Source organism: Sphingomonas pokkalii (assembly GCF_003096275.1).
Taxonomy (GTDB): Bacteria; Pseudomonadota; Alphaproteobacteria; order Sphingomonadales; family Sphingomonadaceae; genus Sphingomonas; species Sphingomonas pokkalii.
Window position 1 is genome coordinate 2,783,507 of the sequence record NZ_QENQ01000001.1, and the last position, 21,292, is coordinate 2,804,798.

Annotated in this window: 17 protein-coding genes and 2 pseudogenes; 10 read left to right on the top strand and 9 right to left on the bottom strand. The window is 65.3% G+C overall.

All coding sequences use genetic code 11. From position 1 onward, the window contains the following. Nucleotides 1–269 (bottom strand): annotated as a pseudogene (locus DD559_RS12755) (methyl-accepting chemotaxis protein); the annotation flags it as partial. Nucleotides 270–377: 108 nt separating this feature from the next. On the opposite strand from DD559_RS12755, the gene DD559_RS12760 reads away from it, so the two are divergent. The 3 genes from DD559_RS12760 to DD559_RS12770 all read left to right on the top strand — a co-directional run bounded on the left by DD559_RS12760 (nucleotide 378) and on the right by DD559_RS12770 (nucleotide 3,379). Continuing rightward, a complete protein-coding gene (locus DD559_RS12760; protein ID WP_165831089.1) occupies nucleotides 378–656 on the top strand; it encodes a hypothetical protein in 279 nt (92 codons plus the stop codon). A gap of 108 nt (nucleotides 657–764) precedes the next feature. Then, entirely contained in the window at nucleotides 765–1,898 is a 1,134-nt protein-coding gene (locus DD559_RS12765) for a glycosyltransferase family 4 protein (RefSeq protein WP_116469510.1), read from the top strand. 77 nt (nucleotides 1,899–1,975) lie between these two features. Continuing rightward, a complete protein-coding gene (locus tag DD559_RS12770; protein ID WP_116469511.1) occupies nucleotides 1,976–3,379 on the top strand; it encodes an NAD(P)H-dependent flavin oxidoreductase in 1,404 nt (467 codons plus the stop codon). Nucleotides 3,380–3,424: 45 nt separating this feature from the next. Here DD559_RS12770 and DD559_RS12775 read toward each other — a convergent pair whose 3' ends face one another. Beyond that, a complete protein-coding gene (locus DD559_RS12775; RefSeq protein ID WP_116469512.1) occupies nucleotides 3,425–4,423 on the bottom strand; it encodes a 2-hydroxyacid dehydrogenase in 999 nt (332 codons plus the stop codon). Nucleotides 4,424–4,498: 75 nt separating this feature from the next. Between DD559_RS12775 and DD559_RS12780 the strand changes: the two genes are divergently transcribed. Next, nucleotides 4,499–4,981, top strand: coding sequence for an SH3 domain-containing protein (locus DD559_RS12780; protein WP_116469513.1), 483 nt, complete (start codon nucleotides 4,499–4,501; stop codon nucleotides 4,979–4,981). Nucleotides 4,982–4,999: 18 nt separating this feature from the next. Here DD559_RS12780 and DD559_RS12785 read toward each other — a convergent pair. Both DD559_RS12785 and DD559_RS12790 read right to left on the bottom strand, forming a co-directional pair. Next, nucleotides 5,000–5,188: pseudogene (locus DD559_RS12785) on the bottom strand (DUF2238 domain-containing protein); the annotation flags it as partial. Nucleotides 5,189–5,327: 139 nt separating this feature from the next. Next, complete coding sequence (locus DD559_RS12790) at nucleotides 5,328–6,515, bottom strand: acetyl-CoA C-acyltransferase (RefSeq protein WP_116469514.1); 1,188 nt, start codon at nucleotides 6,513–6,515, stop codon at nucleotides 5,328–5,330. Nucleotides 6,516–6,605: 90 nt separating this feature from the next. On the opposite strand from DD559_RS12790, the gene DD559_RS12795 reads away from it, so the two are divergent. From DD559_RS12795 to DD559_RS12820, 6 genes are all read left to right on the top strand, one after another. Beyond that, the gene (locus DD559_RS12795; RefSeq protein WP_240610244.1) at nucleotides 6,606–6,866 is read left to right on the top strand and encodes a hypothetical protein; all 261 of its coding nucleotides are present in this window, start codon (nucleotides 6,606–6,608) and stop codon (nucleotides 6,864–6,866) included. Nucleotides 6,867–6,876: 10 nt separating this feature from the next. Next, on the top strand, nucleotides 6,877–7,665 hold the full coding sequence (locus DD559_RS12800; protein WP_438270408.1) for a prepilin peptidase: 789 nt from the start codon (nucleotides 6,877–6,879) through the stop codon (nucleotides 7,663–7,665). A 204-nt stretch (nucleotides 7,666–7,869) separates the two neighbouring features. Further along, nucleotides 7,870–8,316, top strand: coding sequence for a MarR family winged helix-turn-helix transcriptional regulator (locus DD559_RS12805; protein ID WP_116469516.1), 447 nt, complete (start codon nucleotides 7,870–7,872; stop codon nucleotides 8,314–8,316). 216 nt (nucleotides 8,317–8,532) lie between these two features. After that, nucleotides 8,533–10,650, top strand: a complete 2,118-nt coding sequence (locus DD559_RS12810) for an autotransporter assembly complex protein TamA (protein ID WP_240610393.1) — start codon at nucleotides 8,533–8,535, stop codon at nucleotides 10,648–10,650. Beyond that, nucleotides 10,650–14,870 carry a translocation/assembly module TamB domain-containing protein gene (locus DD559_RS12815; protein ID WP_116469517.1) on the top strand — a complete coding sequence of 1,407 codons (4,221 nt, stop codon included), beginning with the start codon at nucleotides 10,650–10,652 and terminating at the stop codon, nucleotides 14,868–14,870. The genes DD559_RS12810 and DD559_RS12815 overlap by 1 nt, the downstream gene beginning before the upstream one ends. Nucleotides 14,871–14,920: 50 nt before the next feature. Beyond that, nucleotides 14,921–16,387 carry a flavin-containing monooxygenase gene (locus DD559_RS12820; protein ID WP_116469518.1) on the top strand — a complete coding sequence of 489 codons (1,467 nt, stop codon included), beginning with the start codon at nucleotides 14,921–14,923 and terminating at the stop codon, nucleotides 16,385–16,387. Here DD559_RS12820 and DD559_RS12825 read toward each other — a convergent pair. The 5 genes from DD559_RS12825 to hppD all read right to left on the bottom strand — a co-directional run bounded on the left by DD559_RS12825 (nucleotide 16,384) and on the right by hppD (nucleotide 21,275). After that, nucleotides 16,384–17,601 (bottom strand): flavin monoamine oxidase family protein, encoded by a 1,218-nt coding sequence (locus DD559_RS12825; protein WP_116470899.1) that lies wholly within the window; start codon nucleotides 17,599–17,601, stop codon nucleotides 16,384–16,386. The genes DD559_RS12820 and DD559_RS12825 overlap by 4 nt on opposite strands. A gap of 101 nt (nucleotides 17,602–17,702) precedes the next feature. Next, nucleotides 17,703–18,146 carry a GNAT family N-acetyltransferase gene (locus DD559_RS12830; protein ID WP_116469519.1) on the bottom strand — a complete coding sequence of 148 codons (444 nt, stop codon included), beginning with the start codon at nucleotides 18,144–18,146 and terminating at the stop codon, nucleotides 17,703–17,705. Between the two features lie 161 nt (nucleotides 18,147–18,307). Next, on the bottom strand, nucleotides 18,308–18,661 hold the full coding sequence (locus tag DD559_RS12835) for a Rieske (2Fe-2S) protein (protein ID WP_116469520.1): 354 nt from the start codon (nucleotides 18,659–18,661) through the stop codon (nucleotides 18,308–18,310). A 30-nt stretch (nucleotides 18,662–18,691) separates the two neighbouring features. Continuing rightward, nucleotides 18,692–19,969 carry a homogentisate 1,2-dioxygenase gene (gene hmgA, locus DD559_RS12840; RefSeq protein WP_116469521.1) on the bottom strand — a complete coding sequence of 426 codons (1,278 nt, stop codon included), beginning with the start codon at nucleotides 19,967–19,969 and terminating at the stop codon, nucleotides 18,692–18,694. Nucleotides 19,970–20,234: 265 nt separating this feature from the next. Beyond that, nucleotides 20,235–21,275, bottom strand: coding sequence for a 4-hydroxyphenylpyruvate dioxygenase (gene hppD / locus DD559_RS12845; protein WP_116469522.1), 1,041 nt, complete (start codon nucleotides 21,273–21,275; stop codon nucleotides 20,235–20,237). Between the last annotated feature and the right edge of the window lie 17 nt (nucleotides 21,276–21,292).

The following is a 21,292-nucleotide window of genomic DNA, read 5'->3' on the forward strand; positions in this document are numbered from 1 at the left end:
GCCTTCACCGTTTCCGAGGAGACCGAGCTGATTTCGGCGGCGGCACCCTGGCTGCGCTCGGCGAGCTTGCGCACTTCGGAGGCGACCACCGCGAAGCCGCGGCCATGTTCGCCGGCGCGGGCTGCCTCGACGGCGGCATTCAGGGCGAGCAGATCGGTCTGGCGGGCGATTTCCTGGACGATGCCGATCTTCTCGGCGATCGTCTGCATCGCGCCGACCGCCTTGTTCACCGCGACGCCGCTGACTTCGGCATCCTTGGCCGACTGGCGATGACAGCATCCGACTACGTGCCAACATTACCCCGATTTACCGCTTGCATCCGAAGGGGCGTCCACAGATGCCGTTGATTGCTTCGGCGATCAGTGTATTATGAAAGCATGTCACGCAAAAGCTTCCTGCGGTCTCTTTTCTGGGATGCTTCCCGAGATCGGCCGCAAAACAAGTGGATGGTCAATCTCGCCGTCGTGCTTGTGATGACACCAATGTTGCTTCTCTTCCCTATCACCATCCAGTTCTTTCTGAGTCCGCTCTGGATGTTTGATGACTGGGATGCCTTCGCCCTTTTCGCCATGTTCTATGGTGCGCCTTGGTTCCTCGCCGGGTGTCTGGTTTATGCAGCTGCAAACATTGGCGAGCCGGTCGAACCGGGAGCATAGTCCGACTTGCTGCGTCCGCTAGCGGGGCGCTTTCGGTCCTTCCAAACTTTATCCGTCTACAGCCTAGCGGGTGACGGCGCGGCAAACCCCCGCTAAACCCCGGCCCCCATGTCGATCCATATCCTTCATCTTCATTCCAGCTTCGCGATGGATGGTGGCGAACCGCGCTCGGTGCAACTGATGAACGCCTTTGGCGACCGTGCTCGACACACCATCGTCTCCGCGCTGCCCGATCAGCTCTCCGCACGGGACGCAATCGAGGGCGAGATCAAATATGAGATTGCGCTTGATCCGCCTCCACTTGTGGGCAAGCCTTCGGTCAAGCGCTACGAGGCGATCGCCCGGTTCATGCGGCGCTTCGACCTGGTGTTGACGCATGGGTGGGGCGCGATCGACGGGGTGATGGCGGCACGCGTGTTCGGCAAGGGGCTGCCACCGATCGTCCATCACGAAGATGGGCTGGATGGCGGCGAAACCGGCAAGCTCAGCACGATGCGCAACATGTATCGTCGCATGGCGCTGCCGGCCGCAAACGCGCTTGTCGTTCCTTCGGCGCGGCTGGAGCAGGTGGCGGTCCGCTTCTGGAAGCAGCCGGCGGAACGGATCGTTCACATTCCCGGTGGCGTTTCGGTGGCGCGCTTCGCCCAGGCGCCCGATCCGACGCTGCTGCCGATGCTGGCCAAGCGCCGCAAAGGGGAGGTGTTCATCGCCTGCATCGCCGGGCTGCGACCGGAGGAGGATCTGCCGCTGCTGGTCCGCGCCGTGGGCGGCATGACCTCCCGGTTCAAGCTGGTGATCCTGGGCGAGGGTCCGGAACGTCAGGCGATCCTGGATCAGGCCGAAGCGATGGCGGTGGACGACCAGATATTCCTGCCGGGAGCGTTGCCGCATCCGCATCGCTATCTGGGCTTGTTCGACATGCTCGCGTTGTCCGGAAAGACGGTCGAGGCGCCGGTATCGGTGCTGCAGGCGATGGCGGCCGGGCTGACCATCGTGGCGCCGAGGCTAGGGGATATTCCGGCGATGGTCTCCGAACCTAACCAGCGCTACCTTTTGCCGGAGCGTACCGAAGTAACGATGCGGGACCGGCTCGATCCGTTGGCGCAATATCCCGATGAGCGCAGGCGGGTGGGGGAAGCGAACCGGAGCCGGGTCGCGGCGTTGTTCAGTGCGGAGGCCATGGTAGAAGCCCATGCCCGGCTCTATGGGCAGGCGATGGGGCGGCCGGGGGTGCTGGGTTAAGGCCGCCGGGAGCAAATGTTACTCGCTTGTTGCGACCGTTCCGGCTAGCGTCGCGCGGCAATTTTTGTGGAGGCAATGTGTTCAAGGGTCTTTCGCCCATCAACTACAACGGCCGTGAGGTCTGGCCGCTGGTCGAGGGCGGGAAGGGCGTCGCAGCAACCAACCATGCGAGCGCGGGGGCCTGGGCGGCCGCCGGCGGCATCGGCACGGTCAGCGCGGTCAACGCCGACAGCTATGACGCGGATGGCAAGATCATCCCCCAGATCTACCGTGCCCTCACGCGCCGCGAGCGCCACGAAGAGCTGATCCAGTACGCGATCGAAGGCGCCGTCCAGCAGGTCAAGCGCGCCTTCGAGATCGCCGGCGGCAAGGGCGCGATCAACATCAACGTGCTCTGGGAAATGGGCGGCGCCCAGCGCGTCCTCCAGGGCGTGCTGGAGCGGACCAAGGGCATGGTGGCGGGCGTCACCTGCGGCGCGGGCATGCCCTACAAGCTCAGCGAGATCGCGGCGCACCATGAGGTGAGCTACCTGCCGATCGTCAGCTCCGGCCGCGCCTTCCGCGCGCTGTGGAAGCGGGCCTATTCGAAGGCGCAGGAATGGTTGGCGGCGGTGGTCTATGAAGATCCCTGGCTCGCCGGCGGGCATAACGGCCTGTCCAACGCCGAGGATCCGCGCGCGCCGCAGGATCCCTATCCGCGCGTCAAGGCGCTGCGCGACGTGATGCGCGAGGGCGGCCTGCCGGATAGCGTGCCGATCGTGATGGCCGGCGGCGTCTGGTACCTGCGCGACTGGAACGACTGGATCGACAATCCCGAGCTGGGCGCGATCGCCTTCCAGTTCGGCACCCGTCCGTTGCTCACCAAGGAAAGCCCGATCCCGGAGGGCTGGAAGGCCAAGCTGATGGAGATCGAGGAAGGCGATGTGCTGCTGCACCGCTTCTCGCCCACGGGCTTCTATTCCAGCGCGGTCCGCAATCCGTTCCTGCGGCACCTGGAGGCGCGTTCGGAGCGCCAGATCCCGTACTCCACCGAGGCGGCGGGGGATCACACCTTCCAGCTCGACGTCGGCGTGAAGGGCAAGAATTTCTGGGTGACCCGCAACGACCTGCTGCGCGCGCGCGAATGGTTCGGCCTGGGCTTCACCAGCGCGCTGAAGACGCCGGACAACACCTTGGTGTTCGTGACGGCCGAGGACCAGCAGATCATCCGCAAGGACCAGGCCGACTGCATGGGCTGCCTCAGCCAGTGCCAGTTCTCGTCCTGGGCGGATACCGAGACCAACTCGACCGGCCGTCTGGCCGATCCGCGCAGCTTCTGCATCCAGAAGACGCTGCAGGACATCGCCCATGGCGGCGATACCGATCAGAACCTGATGTTTGCCGGCCATGCCGCGTACAACTTCAAGCGCGATCCCTTCTATTCGAACGGGTTCGTGCCGACGGTGAAGCAGCTGGTCGATCGGATCCTGACCGGGGATTGAGGAAAACTTCTACGCCCCTCCCTTTCAGGGGAGGGGCTTAGAAGGTTACAGCCACCCCTCGAACACCTGATCCGGCGGGCGGTGGCCATCGGCCCAGCTGCGGATATTGGCGATGACCTTCATCCCCATCGCTTCGCGCGCTTCGAACGTCGCCGAGCCGAGGTGCGGCAGCAGCACCACATTCTCCAGTCCGATCAGCCTCGGATCGACGTTCGGCTCGTCGACATAGACGTCCAGGCCCGCACCCGCGATGCGGCGGGCCTGCAACGCCGCGACCAGCGCTTCCGGATCGACGATTTCACCGCGCGCGGTGTTGATCAGCCAGCCATCCGGTCCCAGGAGATCGAGTCGTCGTGCGTCGATCAGTCCATTGGTGGCGGCGGTGTGCGGCGTGTGAATCGTCAGGATGTCGATCGCTTCCAGCATCGCGTCGAGATCGTCGTGATAGGTCGCGCCCAGCTGATGCTCGAGCACTTCATGTACCCGGTGCCGCCCATGATAATGGATCTGCAGCCCGAAGGCCCGGGCGCGCTGCGCCACGGCCTGGCCGATCCGGCCCATGCCGAGAATGCCCAGCTTGCGCCCACCAATGCGGTGGCCGCGCATGCTGGTCGGACTCCACCCGGTCCATGCACCAGCGCGGACCAGCTTGTCGCCCTCCACCAGCCTCCGCGGCACGGCGAGGATCAGCGCCATCGCCATGTCGGCGGTGTCGTCGGTAAGCACGCCGGGCGTGTTGGTGACGACGATGCCGCGCGCGCGTGCAGCCTTCAGGTCGATATGGCCGACGCCGGCGCCGTAATTTGCGATCAGCCGCAGGCGATCGGGCGCGGCGGCGATCAGATCGGCAGTGATGCGATCGGTGACGGTGGGGACGAGAACGTCGGCGTCGGCCATGGCCGCAGCGAGCGCCGCCGCGTCCATCGGCGTATCGCCTGGATTGCGCACCGAATCGAACAGGGCTTCCATCCGCGCTTCGCTGGCCTGGGGCAGCGCGCGGGTAACGATTACCCGGGGGCGGGACGGTCGCTTGGTATCGGCCATGGCACAGGGCTTGGCCGGTGCCGCGAATACAGTCAACGGTTGAAGCGCGCGGCGCAGTGGTCGATAGACGTTGTCATGCAGCAGCGGCGTTTCTCGATCGGTATCGCGGCCCTGGCGCTCGTCGCCCTGGCTACCCCTGCCTATGCGGAGCGGAAGCCGCCTTATTATGCTTCGCTGAAGGCGAGCAAAGCGCGGATGCGGACCGGGCCCGGGCGAAACTATCCTACCAACTGGTTCTATCAGCGGCGCGGGCTGCCGCTGAAGGTGGTCGCCAGCTATGGTGCCTGGCTGAAGGTGCGCGATCCCGATGGCGCAGAGGGCTGGATGCAGGGAAATCTGCTCGACGACAAGCGGACCGCGATCGTTATCGGGGGCATTGCGGAGCTGCACAGCACGCCGGCGAACGATTCGCATATCAGCTGGCGTGCGGCGCCGGGTGTGGTCGGACGGATCAGCGCGTGCAGCGGCGGCTGGTGCTGGTTCGATGTCGGCGGGCGCGCGGGCTATGTGGAGCAGACGCGGATTTGGGGAACGGATCCGGGCGAAACGGTGCGATAGGCGAAGCGACAGCCATCGTCAGGGGCGATGGCCGTTCATCCCGGGCGGCCGGCGATCGCCTTGGGCGCGCGGCCATTGCCAAGGCGCGGCGAGGGCCGCCCCGAGCATGGCGATCGCCATGTCCTTCTGGGGATCCCATAGATCGCCCTGTTGCCCGTTATATTCGTCTGCCATGCCGGGCGCGACCAGGATCGTCAGCAGCCATTCGCAGCGGCGCTGCCGCAAGGGCAAGCAGGATAAGCGAGGCGGATTGGCGCCGGGGAAGCGCACGCCACGCGCTGAGATACCGGATCATGGGGAAGGAATGGCAATATCCCTTCTCCCTGTCGAGCCGCGGGTGCGGCGCTTAATCCATCAGTTCCACGGCCATCGCGGTCGCTTCGCCGCCGCCGATGCAGAGCGACGCCAGTCCGCGCTTCTGCCCGTTGGTCTCGAGCGCCGATAGCAAGGTCGCCAGTACCCGCGCGCCGCTCGCGCCGATGGGATGCCCCAGTGCGCAAGCGCCGCCATGGATGTTGACCGCCTCGTGGCTGAGGCCGAGTTCGCGCATCGCGATCATCGTCACGCAGGCAAAGGCTTCGTTGACTTCGAACAGATCGACGTCGCCGGTCGACCAGCCGGCCTTTTCCAGGGCCTTGCGCATCGCGAACACCGGCGCAGTCGTGAAGCGCGCCGGTGCATGGGCGTGGGCCGCGTGGGAAAGGATCCGCGCGATCGGCGTCAGGCCCAGCTTCTCAGCCACCGAGGCGCGTGCCAGCACCAGTGCTGCCGCGCCGTCCGAGATCGACGAGGCATTGGCGGCGGTGATCGTGCCGTCCTTGGCGAAGGCGGGCTTCAGCGTCGGGATCTTGGACGGGTCGGCCTTGGTCGGCTGTTCGTCGAGGGCCACGGTCACCACGCCCTTGCGGCCCTGCAGCTCGACAGGCACGATCTCGCGATCGAACGCGCCGTTGCCCTGGGCGGCCTTGGCGCGCTCCAGGCTGGCGATGGCGAAGGCGTCCTGCGCCTCGCGGGTGAACTGATATTCCTTGGCGGTCTCCTCGGCGAAGCTGCCCATCAGCCGGCCGGGCTCATAGGCGTCCTCGAGACCATCGAGGAACATATGGTCCTTCAGCACGTCATGTCCGATCCGCGCGCCGCTGCGGTGCCGCATCGAGAGATAGGGCGCGTTGGTCATGCTCTCCATGCCGCCGGCGATCAGCAGATCGACCGACCCCGCGGCCAGCGCCTCGGCGGCCATTATCGTCGCCTGCATCCCCGATCCGCACATCTTGTTGATCGTCGTCGCCTCGATGTGCTGCGGCAGACCGGCCTTGAGTGCGGCCTGGCGGGCAGGGGCCTGCCCCAGCCCGGCGGGCAGCACGCAGCCCATATAGATGCGCTCGATCGCGTCCCCCTTCAGCCCGGCGCGCTCGACCGCGGCGCCGACGGCGGTGGCGCCCAGATCGGTAGCGGCAGCATCGGCCAGGCTACCCTGGAAACTCCCCATCGGCGTGCGGGCATAGGAAAGAATCACGATGGGGTCGGCGGACATAACGGCTCCTCTCGGGTGTTTGCGGCCGATCTAGGGGGTTGGTGGCGGGTTTGCAAAAGCCGGCGCGCTCCCGCAGGAAGGGAACCGTGCATGAACCTTGTCGACATTCTCAAATGGGGCGCTTCGATCAGTGGAATGATCGCGGCGTTCCTTGTCGCGCTCGATCTCGGCCGGCGGGCGACCGGTTGGGGCTTTGTGCTGTTCGTGGGCTCGAGCATCTGCTGGATCGGCGGCGCGCTCATGACCGGCGACGAGCCGCTCTGGACCCAAAATCTGGTGCTGTTCTGCATCAACCTGTTCGGCGTGTACCGCTATCTGATCCGCAAGCGGCGCCCGCGTGACGCCGGGTGAGATATGGGGCGTGCCGCTTCTTCTCGGCGTGCTGGGAGCGGTGTTCGGCAGCTTCATCGCGACGATGGCGATCCGCTGGCCGGAAGGGCGAAGTGTCGCGATCGGCCGGTCTTCCTGCGATTCCTGTGGTCAGCTGCTGAAGGCAGGGGAATTGGTGCCGGTTGTCAGCTTCGTACTTCAACGCGGACGCTGTCGTCATTGCCGAGCGGCGATCGCGCCTGGCCATTGGGTGGTGGAGGTCCTGGGACTGGCGATCGGCGTCGTTGCGGGCCTCGCTGCGCCGGGATGGGAAGGCGCGGCTGGCGCGGTGTTCGGCTGGCTGCTGCTGGCACTGGCCGCACTCGACCTTGCCGCATTTTGGCTGCCCAATGGGTTGAACGTGGCGCTTGCACTCTCTGGGCTTGCGGCAGGCACTCTCGGCTTAGGCGTGCCGCTGGTAGAGCGCGTGATCGGTGGGATGGCGGGTTTCGGCGCCCTCTGGCTGGTGGCGCGTGGCTACAAGGCATTGCGGGGACGGCACGGATTGGGTGGCGGTGACCCAAAGTTGTTTGGCGCGATCGGCTGCTGGCTGGGTTGGCAGGATCTGCCCGTTGTGCTGCTCGTGGCAAGCATGATCGGTCTTGCCGTCGTGCTGGTCCGGGTTGGTGCGGGCCGGCAGGTGCGCGCCACCGACCGGTTGCCGTTCGGCATCATGCTCGCCGCTGGTGCCTTTGCGGTGTGGCTCGGGTCGCACTGGTTCACGCCTTCGCCCGTGCCGAGCGACCCGGTGACGGTGCGCGTGATACCGATCGACCATTGATCCCCAGGCGCGGTCAGGCCAAAAAAAAGGCCGCCCCGGAGGGCGGCCTATGAAAGTCTTAGGAGAGGATGCCTGAAAGGCCCGATCTTTCTGCACCGCACGGGCTAGTGCTGCAAGTGCGAAATGTTATCGATACCATTGCAAAATTTGCAACATGATGGCGTTGTCACATGCGCAAAGCGAAACCGGGAGCTGCGTTTCGGTATGAGTGGATTGAAATTAAACGCGTTTTTGCCGTATCGGCTATCCATCGCATCGAATGCCGTGTCCGATGCGGTTGCCGGTGCCTATCGCAACCTGTTCGGCCTGCGCATCCCGGAATGGCGACTGGTGGCGGTGCTGGCAGAGGGCGGTGCGATGAGCCAGCAGGCGTTGTGCGGGCGCACGCGGATGGACAAGGTGACGGTCAGCCGCGCGGCGATCGGGCTTGTCGAGCGCGGTCTTGTAGCACGGGACAGCAACCCGAGCGATCAGCGCTCCCATCTGCTGAACCTGACGGCGGATGGCTGGCAGCTGTACGAGCAGATTGCACCCAAGGCACTGGAAATGGAGCGCCAGCTATTTTCCTGCTTCTCCGAGGACGAGCGGACCCAGCTTGCTGCGATGCTGGAACGGATCGAGGGCGCGGTAGCGGCATTCGCTGCGGACTGACCTGAAAGGAGGCGGACGCGCGCCGGAACCTTTTGACCGAATGCGATGTTCGGGCGCATGGCTTTTGGGAGCAAAATCGGCAACAGACCGTTACGAAAGCGAGTGGGCCGGATCGATCGCGGCTCTCGAAGGAGGCGCGTGAGAAACGGGGTTCGGGCGGTTTGGGTCTTCGCGCTCGCGGGGGCGGGTTTCGTGCCAGCAATCGCGCACGCGCAAATGGGCGATGCCAAGCCCGGTCAGGGGGCTCCAGCCCAGCCCCTGCCGCAGCCCGCGCCGACCGGGAGCATTGTACGCCCGCCGGTCGTCGATCCGCAAACCCCTATCGTGCCGGATGCCATTTTCGATCAATCGCTTCCGAAACTGAGCGAGGATATCAACGCGCCGCTCGAGCCGTTGCAAAGCTTCGACAAGCCGAAAACGCCAGCCGCAACGACAGCCACAGCCGCCAAACCGGAACCTGCGGCCCCCTCAGCCGCCGAAGGACAGGCATTTGCGCCGCTTGGCTCGGTTCCCGCAGAGATGGAGGCGCCGTTGCCGTCCCTGGCCGAGTTCAAGGTCGATCCTGCCGCAGCACCCGTTGACGACGATTCGGAGAATGCACCGGCCATTCGCTACACGACGGCGGTGACGGGGTTGGACAAATTGCGGCTGGAAGATCGTTTCGAGGATCTGTCGGCGCTGTTCCAGGGCAAGGGCAAGGCGGCGAATGCGGCGATGGTCGCCGCGCGGGCGCGGGAAGATGAGAAACTGGCGCTCCGGCTGATGCGGTCGCTTGGCTATTATGATGGCACCGCAACGTCGTTGATCGAGCAGACTCCGCCCAATTCCGGCTCGGTGCGGGCGACGATCGCGGTAACCCCAGGTACGCTCTATCGCCTCGGCACGGTCCGGATCGAAAGCGGCGCGACGGTACCGCCCGGCTTGCTGGATCGCGAATTGAACCTCAATCCGGGCGATCCCATCCAGGCTGATCGCGTGTTGGGGGCAGAGGCCAATGTTTCGTTGCGATTGCCGCAACAAGGCTATCCTTTCGTGGAAGTCGGTCAGCGCGATATCCTGCTCGACGATGCCACCCACACCGGCGACTACACCCTGCCGGTGACGCTGGGTCCTCGCGCCAGCTTCGGCAGCGTGCAGACGGCCGGCGCACGCCAGGTGTTCGATGTCGATCATATCAACATTTTCCGTCGCTACCGTGAAGGCGCGATCTACGACAGCCGCAAGGTGGACGATCTGCGCCAGGCGCTGATCGCGACGGGCCTGTTCTCGACCGTTGCGGTCGAACCGAAGCGGACCGGCGAAGCGGGGCCGGATGGCACCGAGAAGGTGGATCTGCTGGTTACCCAATTGGCCGGCAAGCCGCGCACGCTGGCAGGCGAACTGGGCTACAGCACCGGCCAGGGCATCAAGCTTCAGGCCAGTTGGACCCACCGCAACCTGTTTCCACCCGAAGGTGCGCTGACCGTGAGCAGCATCCTCGGCACGCAGGAACAGGCACTTACCACGACCTTCCGGCGATCCAACGCCGGGATGCGCGATCGTACCTTGTTGGTGATAGCGTCGCTTAATCACGCGGATTATGACGCTTTCGAATCCTACACAACGACGCTGTCTGCCCGGATTTCACGCGACTCGACGCCGATCTGGCAAAAGCGCTGGACCTATTATTATGGCGCCGAACTGGTGGGCTCGAACGAGGATCGCTACAACTTCAATCTGGGCAAGCGCGATCGCGGTACATGGCTGATCGCTGCCATTCCCACGTTCCTCGGTTATGATACCTCGGACGACCTTCTGAACCCTACGCGCGGCTACCGCATCAAGGCGAACGCCAGTGCGGAAACGTCTGTGCGCGGGTCGGTGCGTCCCTATGCGCGCACCATGGTCGAGGTTGATGGCTATTATCCGGTGGCCAGCAACATCGTGCTTGCCGGGCGGGCGCGGTTCGGATCGATCAACGGCGTTTCGCGCGATGAACTTCCGCCTTCGCGGCGCTATTACAGCGGCGGCGGCGGATCGGTACGTGGTTTCGGCTATCAGGAACTCGGGCCGCGCTCCCCGGATGGCCGTGCGGTGGGCGGCCGTTCGTTCAACGAGTTCGGGATCGAAGCGCGCTATCGCTTCGGTAACTACGGGATCGTTCCTTTCCTCGATGCCGGCCAGGTCTATGAAGGGGTGATGCCGACGGGTCGCAACCTGCGCTTCGGTGCCGGTATCGGCGGGCGGCTTTACACCAATTTCGGCCCGCTCCGGATCGATGTTGCAACGCCGATCGCCCGCAAGAAGAACGAATCCAAGATCGCGCTCTACATCTCGATCGGGCAGGCTTTTTGATGGTGGAAGAGATGCCCGAGGCGCAGGCGCCGGCGCCTGCGGTCCGCAAGGGAAAGCCGTTATGGTTGCGGATCGCGCAGTGGATTGCCATCGGGGTGGTTTCGATCGCCGCGTTGTTGGGATTGGCGGTGCTGGGGCTCGATACCCAGCCTGGTCGCCGCCTGATCGCAGATCAACTCAGCCGTTTGCGGCTCGATTCCGGGCTGGGCTTTCGCATCGGTCGCATCGACGGATCGATCTATGGCGCCATGGTGCTCCGCGACGTGCGGGTGCGCGATACCAAGGGGGTCTTTGCCACCGCACAGGAAATCCGTCTCGATTGGCGGCCCTTCGCCTATATCGACAACCATATCGATATCCGTAGCCTGGAAAGCCCGGAGGTCCGCCTCGCTCGACTGCCGGAACTCAAAGCTTCAGGCGATCCGAACGCCCCGCTGCTGCCCGATCTGAACATCGATATCGCTCGGTTGCGCGTCGCCCGGATCGACATTGGTCCGGCCGTCAGCGGGCAACGGCATCTCGCGATGTTGCGAGGGGCGGCTCACCTTTCCAACGGCCGCGCGCAGATCCGCGCGGAGGGGGGGACGGTCGCGGCGCGGGGGCTTGCGGGCGGCGATCGGCTGAACCTGCGCCTCGATGCGGTGCCCGCGGCGAACCGGCTGGACATCGATCTGCGGCTCGATGCGCCGGGCTCGGGGCTGGTCGCGGGTCTTGCCGGGTTCAAGGCACCGCTGCGCGCAAATGTGCAGGGGCGCGGCGACTGGAAACACTGGCAGGGGCGGGCCCTTGCCACACTGGGTACCGCGGATCTGGCGGATCTGACGGTCGTGGCGGATGACGGGCGGTTCCAGATCCGCGGGATGACGCATCCGGGCTTGTATCTGGACGGGCCGGTCGCACGATTGACGGCCCCCGGGCTGCAGCTGGACAGCGATTTCCGCTGGGCGGACCGCACGGCCAACGGGGTCGTGAAGCTGCGGTCGGCGGCGCTTTCGGCCGAGGCCAGCGGGCTTGTCGATCTGGGTAACAACCATTTTCGCAATGTTCGTCTCGACGCTCTGCTGCGAAACCCAGCATCGATCGCGCCCAAGCTCAACGGACGGTCGGTGCGTGCGTCGCTGGCACTCGATGGTGCCTTCGCCACACCGATGGTGGACTATAAGCTTTCCGCCGGGGCAATTGGCTTCGGCGAAACCGTGGTCGAGCGCCTCACGGCAGAGGGGCGAGCCCGGGTGGATTCAGATCGAATTCTCGTTCCCGTGCGCGCGCGTGCCGCTCGCATCGCCGGTCTGAACGCCGCGGCCGGCGGTCTCGTCACCAACGTGTCGATCAATGGTGATCTCGCCATTTCCGGCGGGCGGATCCTGTCGGACAATCTCCGCCTGCGGTCGGACAAGGTAGATGCTACCGCGATCATCGCCGCCGATATGGCGCGGGGGCGCTATGCTGGCGCGCTGAAAGGCCGTATCAACCAATACCGCATCGATGGGGTCGGCGTGGTCGATCTCAACACCGATGCCGAACTATACTCCGCGCCAGGTGGTGGCTGGGGCATCCGCGGGCGTGTCGCGGGCCGCAGTCGACAGCTTTTCAACGAAGGCGTGCGCAACTTCCTTGGCGGAAACACGGTAGCTTCCGCGCGGCTGAACCTTGATCCCCGTGGCGTGATAGGGGTGAGCGACCTACGGATGCGCGCGCCCGAATTCAGAGTGTTGCGCGGCTCGGGTAGCTATGATCCGGCTGGCCCGATCCGGCTCACCGCCGATGCCGTCTCCACACGTTATGGGCCGCTGAACGCACGCGTCACCGGTACGCTCGGCGCGCCGCAGTTGCTGTTGCGCGCGGAGAAGCCCGGGCTGGGCGTTGGCCTGGCCAAGGTGGAGGCTCGGGTGAACGGGCGCGGCGATGCCTATGCCGTCACCGCCACCGGAGATAGCAATTACGGGCCGTTCAACGCCGACGTGCTGGTGCGCACCGGACGTGCGCTTGCGATTGACGTGCGTGCGGCCCGCTTTGCCGGCATGGACATCGCTGGTCGGGTCCAGGCTACCCCTACCGGCCCTTTCGCCGGCCAGCTCAGTTTCCGCGGATCGGGTATCGATGGTGTCGCGACGCTTGCGGCTGAAGGCAAGTTCCAGCGCGCGGACCTGCGCGCGACCGCAGCCAATGCCACTATCCCCGGCGTGGCGGAATTCACCATCGGACAGGCGATCGCCACCGCCAGCATCGTGCTGGCCGACCAGCCGCAAATTCTCGCCGATGTGCAGGTCGCCAGTTTGAAGCATGGGCAGTTCGTGCTCAAGACTGCCCGCGCCAAGATCGCATATCGCGGCGGCAACGGCACGGTGAAGGCGGTCGCGACGGGATCGTCGGGTGTGCCGTTCGACGTCGCCCTCAACGGCCGAATGACCCCGGAGCAGTGGCTTGTTGCCCTGCAAGGCCGGGCGAGCGGGGTTCGTTTCCGTACTCCCGATGCAATGCGCATCGCCATTGCCGATGGTCGATATCGGCTGTTGCCGACCCGCATCGATTTCGATCAGGGCAGCATTCGTATCGCCGGCCAATATGGCGACGAGTTGACGGTGCAAGCCCGGCTCGATCGGCTGGATATGGCGATCCTGAATGCGTTCATGCCCGATCTCGGCATGGGTGGCAAAGCCACGGGCAGCCTCGATTTTGCACAGGCGAGCCCCGATGCGTTCCCCAGCGCGGATGTCCGGCTTGAGATTGACGATCTTACCCGGTCCAGCCTGGTTCGGGTCTCGACGCCGGTCCATGTCAGTCTGCTTGCAAGGCTATTGCCGGATGGGGGCGATGCACGCGCCCTGATCCGCAAGGGCGATGCCACGATCGGCCGCGTGGTCGCTTCGTTGCGGCCGCTCGGCCCCGGTGCTGGCAGCTGGACGGAGCGATTGATGGCGGCACCGCTTTCTGGCGGGGTGCGGTACAATGGGCCTTCTGCATTGCCTTTCGCCTTTGCAGGTCTGCCGAACCAGCAGCTTACCGGACCGATCGCCATCGCTGCCGACTTCTCCGGCCTTGTCGATCGGCCGCAGCTGAACGGCGTCGTGCGTGCGGACAATCTGACCTATGACAATGAGGGAACAGGCACCCGTCTCGTAAACCTGAAGATCGACGGCCAGTTCTCGAATGATGCCTTTGTGCTCAACCAACTGACTGCCCGCGCCGGGGATGGCAGCGTCAGCGCCAGCGGCCGGGTGGGGCTTTCTTCCGCCGACGGCTTTCCGATGGCGATCAACGTGAAGCTCAACGACGCGCGGCTCGCCCGCAGCGAGTCGCTGGGGGCCACCGCCAGCGGTACGTTGACGGTCACCAAGAATAAGGGCGTGCAGAAGATCGAAGGCGATATCTCCATTCCCCAGGCGAACTACCAGATCATCCGTCAGGGTGCTTCGGAGATCTCGGAACTGACCGGCGTACGGCGCAAGGGCGACCTTGATCCTGCCCAGCAGGCCCAGGCGGCGAAGCCAGCGCGGGCGTTCGCAAATTTCGATCTCGACGTCCGGGTGCGGGCCGACAACCGGCTGATGGTGAGCGGCATGGGCCTGGAATCGGAGTGGCAGGCGCGAATCAACATCGGCGGCACCACGATCAACCCGCAGGTTCGCGGCACCATGGAAGTGGTGCGCGGCACCTACAGCTTCGCCAGCCGGCGGTTCGAACTGACCAAGGGGGTCATCCGGTTCCAGGGTGCGGAACTGACCAACCCGACCATCGACCTTTCGGCCAGCACCACGGCCGAGGGCGTGACGGCGATCCTGAACATCACCGGCACCGCCCAGAAGCCGCAGATCGCCTTCACCTCGAACCCGGCCTTGCCGCAGGACGAGGTGCTCTCGCGCCTGTTCTTTGGCACCAACGTCACCAACCTTTCGGCAACGGAGGCGATCCAGCTCGCGGCCGCGCTCAATTCGCTGCGCGGCAGCGGGGGTGGGCTCAATCCGCTTGGCCAACTCAAGTCCGCGACGGGCATCGACCGGCTGCGCGTACTGGGCGCGGACGACACCACCGGGCGCGGCACCTCGCTGGCGGCGGGCAAGTACATCACCAATAACATCTATATCGAAATCATCACCGATGCCCGCGGCTTCACGGCGACGCAGCTGGAGGTCTCGCTATCGCGCGCACTCAGCGTGTTGTCGCAGACCAGCTCGTTCGGCGGTTCGGGAGCAAGCCTTCGCTATTCGCGTGATTATTAAGTAGCGCCCGTAAGGCAAGCGTGCAACGATGCCGTCAGGAGAGGCGGTAGATGCGCGAACATTTCGACGTACTTGTCGTAGGCGCGGGAATTTCCGGGATCGGGGCGGGGTATCATCTGCAAACCCATTGTCCGGGACGGACCTATGCGATCCTGGAAAGTCGGGAGCGGCTGGGTGGCACCTGGGATCTGTTCCGCTATCCCGGTATCCGTTCGGATTCCGATATGTTCACGCTGGGCTTTTCCTTTCGGCCCTGGACCGGCGAAAAGGCGATCGCGGACGGAGACGCGATCCTGCGCTATCTGGAGGATACGGCGCGCGAGTTCGGCATCGATCGGCATATCCGTTATCGACACCGCGTGACTGCGGCTGCCTGGTCCAGCGAAGAGGCCTTGTGGACGGTAACGGTGGAAGCCGAGGGGCGGACGCGGCAATTCAGCTGCAGCTTCCTGTTCCTGTGCGCAGGCTATTATGATTACGCGCGCGGCCACATGCCGGACTTTGCCGGACAGGCGGATTTTCGCGGACGCATCGTGCATCCGCAATTCTGGACGCCGGATATCGACTATGCGGACAAGCAGGTCGTGGTGATCGGCAGCGGTGCGACCGCGGTCACGCTGGTACCGGAGCTCGCGAAGCAGGCGGCGCATGTTACCATGCTACAGCGATCGCCCACCTACATCGTCGCACGGCCATCGCTTGACGGCATCGCGAACTGGCTGCGGCGGCACTTGCCCGAAAGTACGGCCTACGCGGTCACCCGGTGGAAGAATGTGCTGCTGAACCAGTATTTCTTTCGGCTGGCCCGCAGGCACCCGGAAAAGGCGAAAGCGCGTCTGGTGGATATGGTGCGCTGCGAATTGCAGCACGGTTATGACGTCGCTACGCATTTCACACCGCGCTACGACCCTTGGGACCAGCGGCTATGCCTGATTCCTGATGGGGATCTATTCGTCGCGATCCGCGAGGGGCGCGCAGATGTGGTGACCGATCACGTGGCCCGCTTCACCGCCGACGGGATCGCTCTGAAATCGGGAAAGACATTGCCGGCCGATCTGATCGTCGCCGCGACGGGGCTGGAAGTGCAATTAATGGGCGGCATCCCGGTGACGGTGGACGGCGCGGCGATCCACTGGCCCGATCGGATCGCCTACAAGGGCATGATGTTTTCGGGTGTGCCCAATTTCGCGATCGCCTTCGGCTATACCAACGCCAGCTGGACCTTGAAGGCGGATCTGACCGCCAGCCATGTGGTTCGGCTGCTAAATCGCATGGCGCGGCGTGGGATGCGACAGGTCACGCCAGAGCCCCAGGCGCCGGTGACGCCAACGCCGTTCGTCGACTTCACGTCGGGTTATATCCAGCGCGTGGCGGAAATCCTGCCGCGCCAGGGGCATAGAGCCCCGTGGCGCGTACATCAGAGCTATACGCGGGATCTGCTGGCGCTGCGTTTCGGTCGGATCGATGACGAACTGGTGTTTTCGAACCCGGAGCCGGCCCGGCGGCGAGCGGCCTAATCGATCAGCGCGCGGGCTGCGTCGACGCCCGTTTTGTAGGCGCCATGGACGGTTGAGAACTCGTTCGGCGAGCACGCCTCGCCTGCGAAGCGGATCCGCGGATCGATCGGCGTTGCCAGGACCTTTCGTGCGGCAGCGCGGCCGGGCAGGGCGTGGCTATAGCCGCCCTGGATGTGCGTTTCACGACTCCAGGCCGATCCCGCCAGCAGGGTCAGGCGCCGACGCCATTGGCCGCCGAGCAGCCCGCATAGTTCCTCCACCGCGAAGTCCGCCGCGCCCTGAAGGCCGCGATCGGCCATCTCGCGCGCGCCTTCGCCACCGAACATGCATTCGATCACCGGCCTGCGGAAGGGACGTAACGTATACGCACCGGTGATCGTGCTGCGGATGTCGCCGAGCAAGTGTGCGTTCGCCTCCAGATCCTCTTCGCGTTGACCGATTGCGAGGAACAGCTTGTCGGCCAGACCAAGCGGGAGGGCGGCGGCTGCGTGCAAAATCTCGTCGTGGCCGCTGATGGAGATGGCTCCGCGCGCCAGCACGTCCGTCGATACGGTAAGGATGGCCTTGGCCGCGCTGACGGCGCCGCGTGGCGTTTCGATGGTCAGTCGAACGCCGGAGCGATCGATTCCGATTACCGGCGTCGCCAGCGCCGTGCGCAACCCGGCCGCCACGGTGGTGACGAGCGTGCCATAGCCTTCCGGAACCCGCCAGTCGGTGTCGGTGGCCGCGTTCGCATAGGCGAGGTAATCGGCGGCCGAGAGCTTGGTCGTCGCCGTACCGGTGACGAACCCGCTGATCGTATCGATCCAGTTGGCCCAGGGCGAACCCGGCGGTAACGCGGCGCCGGCGCGGTCGTCCGCCGGCGGAGCGGCACGCAACCGCGCCTCGAAGTCCGCCTGGGCCTTGGCCGCAGCCTCCTGCTCGGCCTTGGAAAAGCCAAGCTGACGCCATTGTTCCCGCCAGCGCGGCAGCGTACGGTCGAGCGCGAAGCCATGCAACGCGGCCAGTTCGACCCAGGGATTATGCTCCGCCGAATGCAGCCAGCCGGCGCCAAGGTCGAGCGCCATGCCCGCGACATGCTCCGTACGGGCTCGCCCTCCCAACCGGGTTCCGGCTTCGATCAGCAGCACGTCGATCCCGGCGTCGGCCAGCGTGCGTGCCGCGCCGATCCCGGCGGCGCCGCCACCGATCACCACGATGTCCACATCGCGCATCCCGCTCAATTGCGCCTCCTGCGGCATCGCGCCGCTTGCTGGTGCGATCCGGCGTGCTCAGCGGTGCCGAGCGGCAATGCCGGGACGGTGATTCCCGCCAATTACCCCTCCTGTTCGAGCTTGCGCTTGAAGCCGTAATGGCTTTTCGACCAGCCGAGGCGTTCATAGAAGCGATGGGCATCGGTGCGCTCGCGCATCGACATCAACTGCACCATGCGGCATCCGCGTTCGCGGCAGCGTTCCACCGCCCATTCAATCATTTGCGTGCCCAGCCCGCTGCCGCGCAGAGGCGTCGCAATCCGCACCGCTTCGATCTGGCCGCGCCAGGCGCCGCGAAAGGCGATGCCCGGCAGGAAACTGAGCTGCATGGTCCCCACGATCTCGCCGTTGGCTTCCGCGACGATCAGTCGCTGGTTTGGATCCCGCTCGATCGCAGCGAAGGCAGCGCGATACGAAGCGGCGAGCGGCAGCGAAGGATCCTCACGCCCGCGACTGAGCGTATCGTCGTCGAGCAAGGCAATCAGCGCTGGCAGATCTGCTGCCATGGCGTCCCGGATTATCAAGCCGGCCGCCCGGTGGGTATCGACATAGGCCCTGCTTCGTCCTTCACCTTGGTGGCACGATCGATCGCCACGCCTTTCCTATCCGGGCGCGCAGGCAGCAACGCAAGCCTTGTCCTGGGCTGACATGACCAAGCCTGGTACAGTTAACGGGTGATCAGCATTCCATCCTGCACGCCGACCGGCCAGAGGAGCAACTGCGCGCCGGTACAGGGCCCGCCGACGCAACGGCCATCGTCGATCCGGTACAGGGCGCCGTGCCAGCTGCACTGGATATGCGTGCCATCCGGGGTGAGGTAGGCATCGAGTTGCTGGCTGAGGGGCACGGGCATGTGGGCGCAGCGGTCGACATAGCCGAAGACGGCATCGCCCTGCCGAACGATGAAGCCGTGGAAGCGCCCGGCCCGCATCTCCAGCACGAAGTTGCGGGCGGTGCCGTCGGCGATAAGCGCCAGCGGGCCGAGGGTAATGCCGGCGGGGGTGGCGGTGAGGCGCTCCACCTTAGATCCTCCCCGTTTCCGGGCAGATCCTCAAGGCAGCTTCGCCTTCGGAAACCCATCCCAAACCGCGTCATAATCCGGCTGCGCATGGGCGAGCGCGTGTTCGGTCGGACGATAGGGCCAGCAAGTCTCGACCATGAACGCCATGGTGCCATCGATCTTGTGCGGTTGCAGCACCGCCTCGGTCGCCCCGCGCCAGCTCGCCACATCAGGGCCATGGCCGGCCATGATGTTGTGCAATGACAGGCCGCCGGGCGCGAAGCCCTCTGCCTTCGCGTCATAGGCGCCGTGGATCAGGCCCATCGCCTCGCTCATCACGTTGCGGTGGAACCAGGGCGGGCGGAACGTGTCCTCGGCGACCATCCAGCGCGGCGGGAAGATCACGAAATCGGCGTTCGCCCGGCCCGCGACGGTGCTGGGCGAGGTGAGTACGGTGAAGATCGATGGGTCGGGATGGTCGAAGCTCACCGTGTTGATCGTGTTGAACCGGGCGAGATCGTAGCGATAGGGGGCGAGATTGCCGTGCCACGCCACCACGTCGAGCGGGCTGTGGGGCAGGGTGGTTATCCACAGACTTGCCAAGGCCTTTTGCACAAGCGCGATCGGCGCGTCGCGATCCTCGAACCAGGCGGCGGGCGTTTCGAAATCGCGCGGATTGGCGAGGCCGTTGGCGCCGATCGGCCCCAGGTCGGGCAGGCGGAAGGGCGCACCGAAATTCTCGGCGACATAGCCGGCGGCGCTGCCCTCGGGCAGCAGCACGCGGAAGCGGATGCCGCGGGGGATCACCGCGATGTGGCCGGGGGCGATGTCGATCCGGCCGAGCTCGGTCAGCAGCGTAAGCGCGCCGGCCTGGGGGATGAAGAGCAGTTCGCCGTCGGCGTTGACGAAGGCACGCGTGTCCATGTCGCGATTGGCGGCATAGCGGTGGACGACAACGCCTTCGAGGTCGGCGGGGTCGCGCGTGGCGAGCATCGTCTCCATGCCGTCGATCCAGTCGACCGGCGCGGCGGGGGCGGGGATCGGGTCCCAGCGTAGGCGATTGGGCGCGAGCGGTCTGACCGGGGTGGGCGGCGAAAAGCGCGGCGCCCCGTCATACGGTCGATAGGGCGGATGCTCGGCGCTGGGGCGCAGGCGGTAGAGCCAGGATCGGCGGTTTTCGGCGCGCGGCGCGGTGAAGGCGGTACCGGAAAGCTGCTCGGCATAGAGGCCATAGGGCGGGCGCTGGGGACTGTTGCGCCCGATCGGCAGCGCGCCGGGGACTGCCTCGGTGGAGACATGATTGCCGAAGCCGGGGAAATAGTGGGTCATCCTGCTCCTCCTCCTCCTCCTCGGGAGGCTACCGCCTCTTGGGGGCTTATTGGCCCAATTTCGTCATTCCCGCGAAGGCGGGAATCCATTTGCCAGGACGATTGGGGCAGGAACCGCGCCACCTGCGCCAATGGATCCCCGCCTTCGCGGGGATGACGGTGGGTATGGGGCTGCGGCTGGCCGGTCCCAACGGGCAAGGAATGGGGCCGGGTATGCCATGCTGTTCCTGCGGCGGCACCCCCGGCTCTCTCCCTCTCCGAACGTGTCAGGCGTCGACCTTGATGACGCCGCGGCGGATCTGGTCGAGCTCGATGCTCTCGAACAGCGCCTGGAAATTGCCGTTGCCGAAGCCCTCGTTGCCCTTGCGCTGGATGATCTCGAAGAAGATCGGTCCGAACATGGTCTCGGTGAAGATCTGGAGCAGGATGCCCTCTTCGTTCGCCACCGAACCGTCGATCAGGATGCGGTTCTTGCGCAGCCGCTCGAGGTCCTCGCCGTGACCGGGGACGCGCTTGTCGACCAGCTCGTAATAGGTCTCGATCGTGTCCTGCAGCTTTACGCCGCGGGCGCGCAGGCGCTCCACCGTGTCGTAGATGTCGTCCGTCGTCAGCGCGAGGTGCTGGATGCCCTCGCCATTATACTCGCGGAGGAATTCCTCGATCTGACTGTTGTCGTCCTGGCTCTCGTTGAGCGGGATGCGGATCGCCTTGTCGGGCGCGATCATCGCCTGGCTGAACAGCCCTGTCGCCTTGCCCTTGATGTCGAAATACTTCTGCTCCTCGAAGCCGAAGAGCGTGCGGTAGAATTCGCTCCACACGCGCATCTGGCCGCGGCGGACATTGTGGGTGAGGTGGTCGAGCAGGTCGAGCCCGACGCTGTTCTCCGCCTCCGCCTCGCGCCAGCCCGGGAACTCGGCCCAGTCGGCATAGAGGTCGGTCTCGTCCTGGATGAAGTAGAGATAGGAACCGCCGATGCCCTGGATGACCGTATCGTCCTCGTCCGTCGGCTTGGCGCCGTGGGCGAGCGCCCATTCCATCGCCTTTTTGGGGTCTGCCACGCGGAACGCCATCGCGCTGGCCGAGGGGCCATGCTCGCCGCGGAAGGCGGCGACGCGGCCGGCATCGTCGCGGTTGAGCATCAGGTTGATGCGGCCCTGCTTGTAGCGCGTGATGTTCTTGCGCGGGTGGCGGTGACTGGCAACGAAGCCCAACTGCTCGAACTGGCGCGCCATCGCGTCCGGATCGGGCGAGGTGAACTCCACGAACTCGAAGCCGTTAAGGCCGAGCGGATTGGCGGTATCGGTCATGAACGACCTGATACCCC

Bases quoted from the DNA above. Each gene is read 5' to 3' on its own strand.
- DD559_RS12760 (WP_165831089.1), top strand. From the start codon at position 378: ATGTCACGCAAAAGCTTCCTGCGGTCTCTTTTCTGGGATGCTTCCCGA.
- DD559_RS12765 (WP_116469510.1), top strand. From the start codon at position 765: ATGTCGATCCATATCCTTCATCTTCATTCCAGCTTCGCGATGGATGGT.
- DD559_RS12775 (WP_116469512.1), bottom strand. From the start codon at position 4,423: ATGGCCGATACCAAGCGACCGTCCCGCCCCCGGGTAATCGTTACCCGC.
- DD559_RS12780 (WP_116469513.1), top strand. From the start codon at position 4,499: ATGCAGCAGCGGCGTTTCTCGATCGGTATCGCGGCCCTGGCGCTCGTC.
- DD559_RS12790 (WP_116469514.1), bottom strand. From the start codon at position 6,515: ATGTCCGCCGACCCCATCGTGATTCTTTCCTATGCCCGCACGCCGATG.
- DD559_RS12795 (WP_240610244.1), top strand. From the start codon at position 6,606: ATGAACCTTGTCGACATTCTCAAATGGGGCGCTTCGATCAGTGGAATG.
- DD559_RS12805 (WP_116469516.1), top strand. From the start codon at position 7,870: ATGAGTGGATTGAAATTAAACGCGTTTTTGCCGTATCGGCTATCCATC.
- DD559_RS12810 (WP_240610393.1), top strand. From the start codon at position 8,533: ATGGGCGATGCCAAGCCCGGTCAGGGGGCTCCAGCCCAGCCCCTGCCG.
- DD559_RS12815 (WP_116469517.1), top strand. From the start codon at position 10,650: ATGGTGGAAGAGATGCCCGAGGCGCAGGCGCCGGCGCCTGCGGTCCGC.
- DD559_RS12820 (WP_116469518.1), top strand. From the start codon at position 14,921: ATGCGCGAACATTTCGACGTACTTGTCGTAGGCGCGGGAATTTCCGGG.
- DD559_RS12825 (WP_116470899.1), bottom strand. From the start codon at position 17,601: ATGCGCGATGTGGACATCGTGGTGATCGGTGGCGGCGCCGCCGGGATC.
- DD559_RS12830 (WP_116469519.1), bottom strand. From the start codon at position 18,146: ATGGCAGCAGATCTGCCAGCGCTGATTGCCTTGCTCGACGACGATACG.
- hmgA (WP_116469521.1), bottom strand. From the start codon at position 19,969: ATGACCCACTATTTCCCCGGCTTCGGCAATCATGTCTCCACCGAGGCA.
- hppD (WP_116469522.1), bottom strand. From the start codon at position 21,275: ATGACCGATACCGCCAATCCGCTCGGCCTTAACGGCTTCGAGTTCGTG.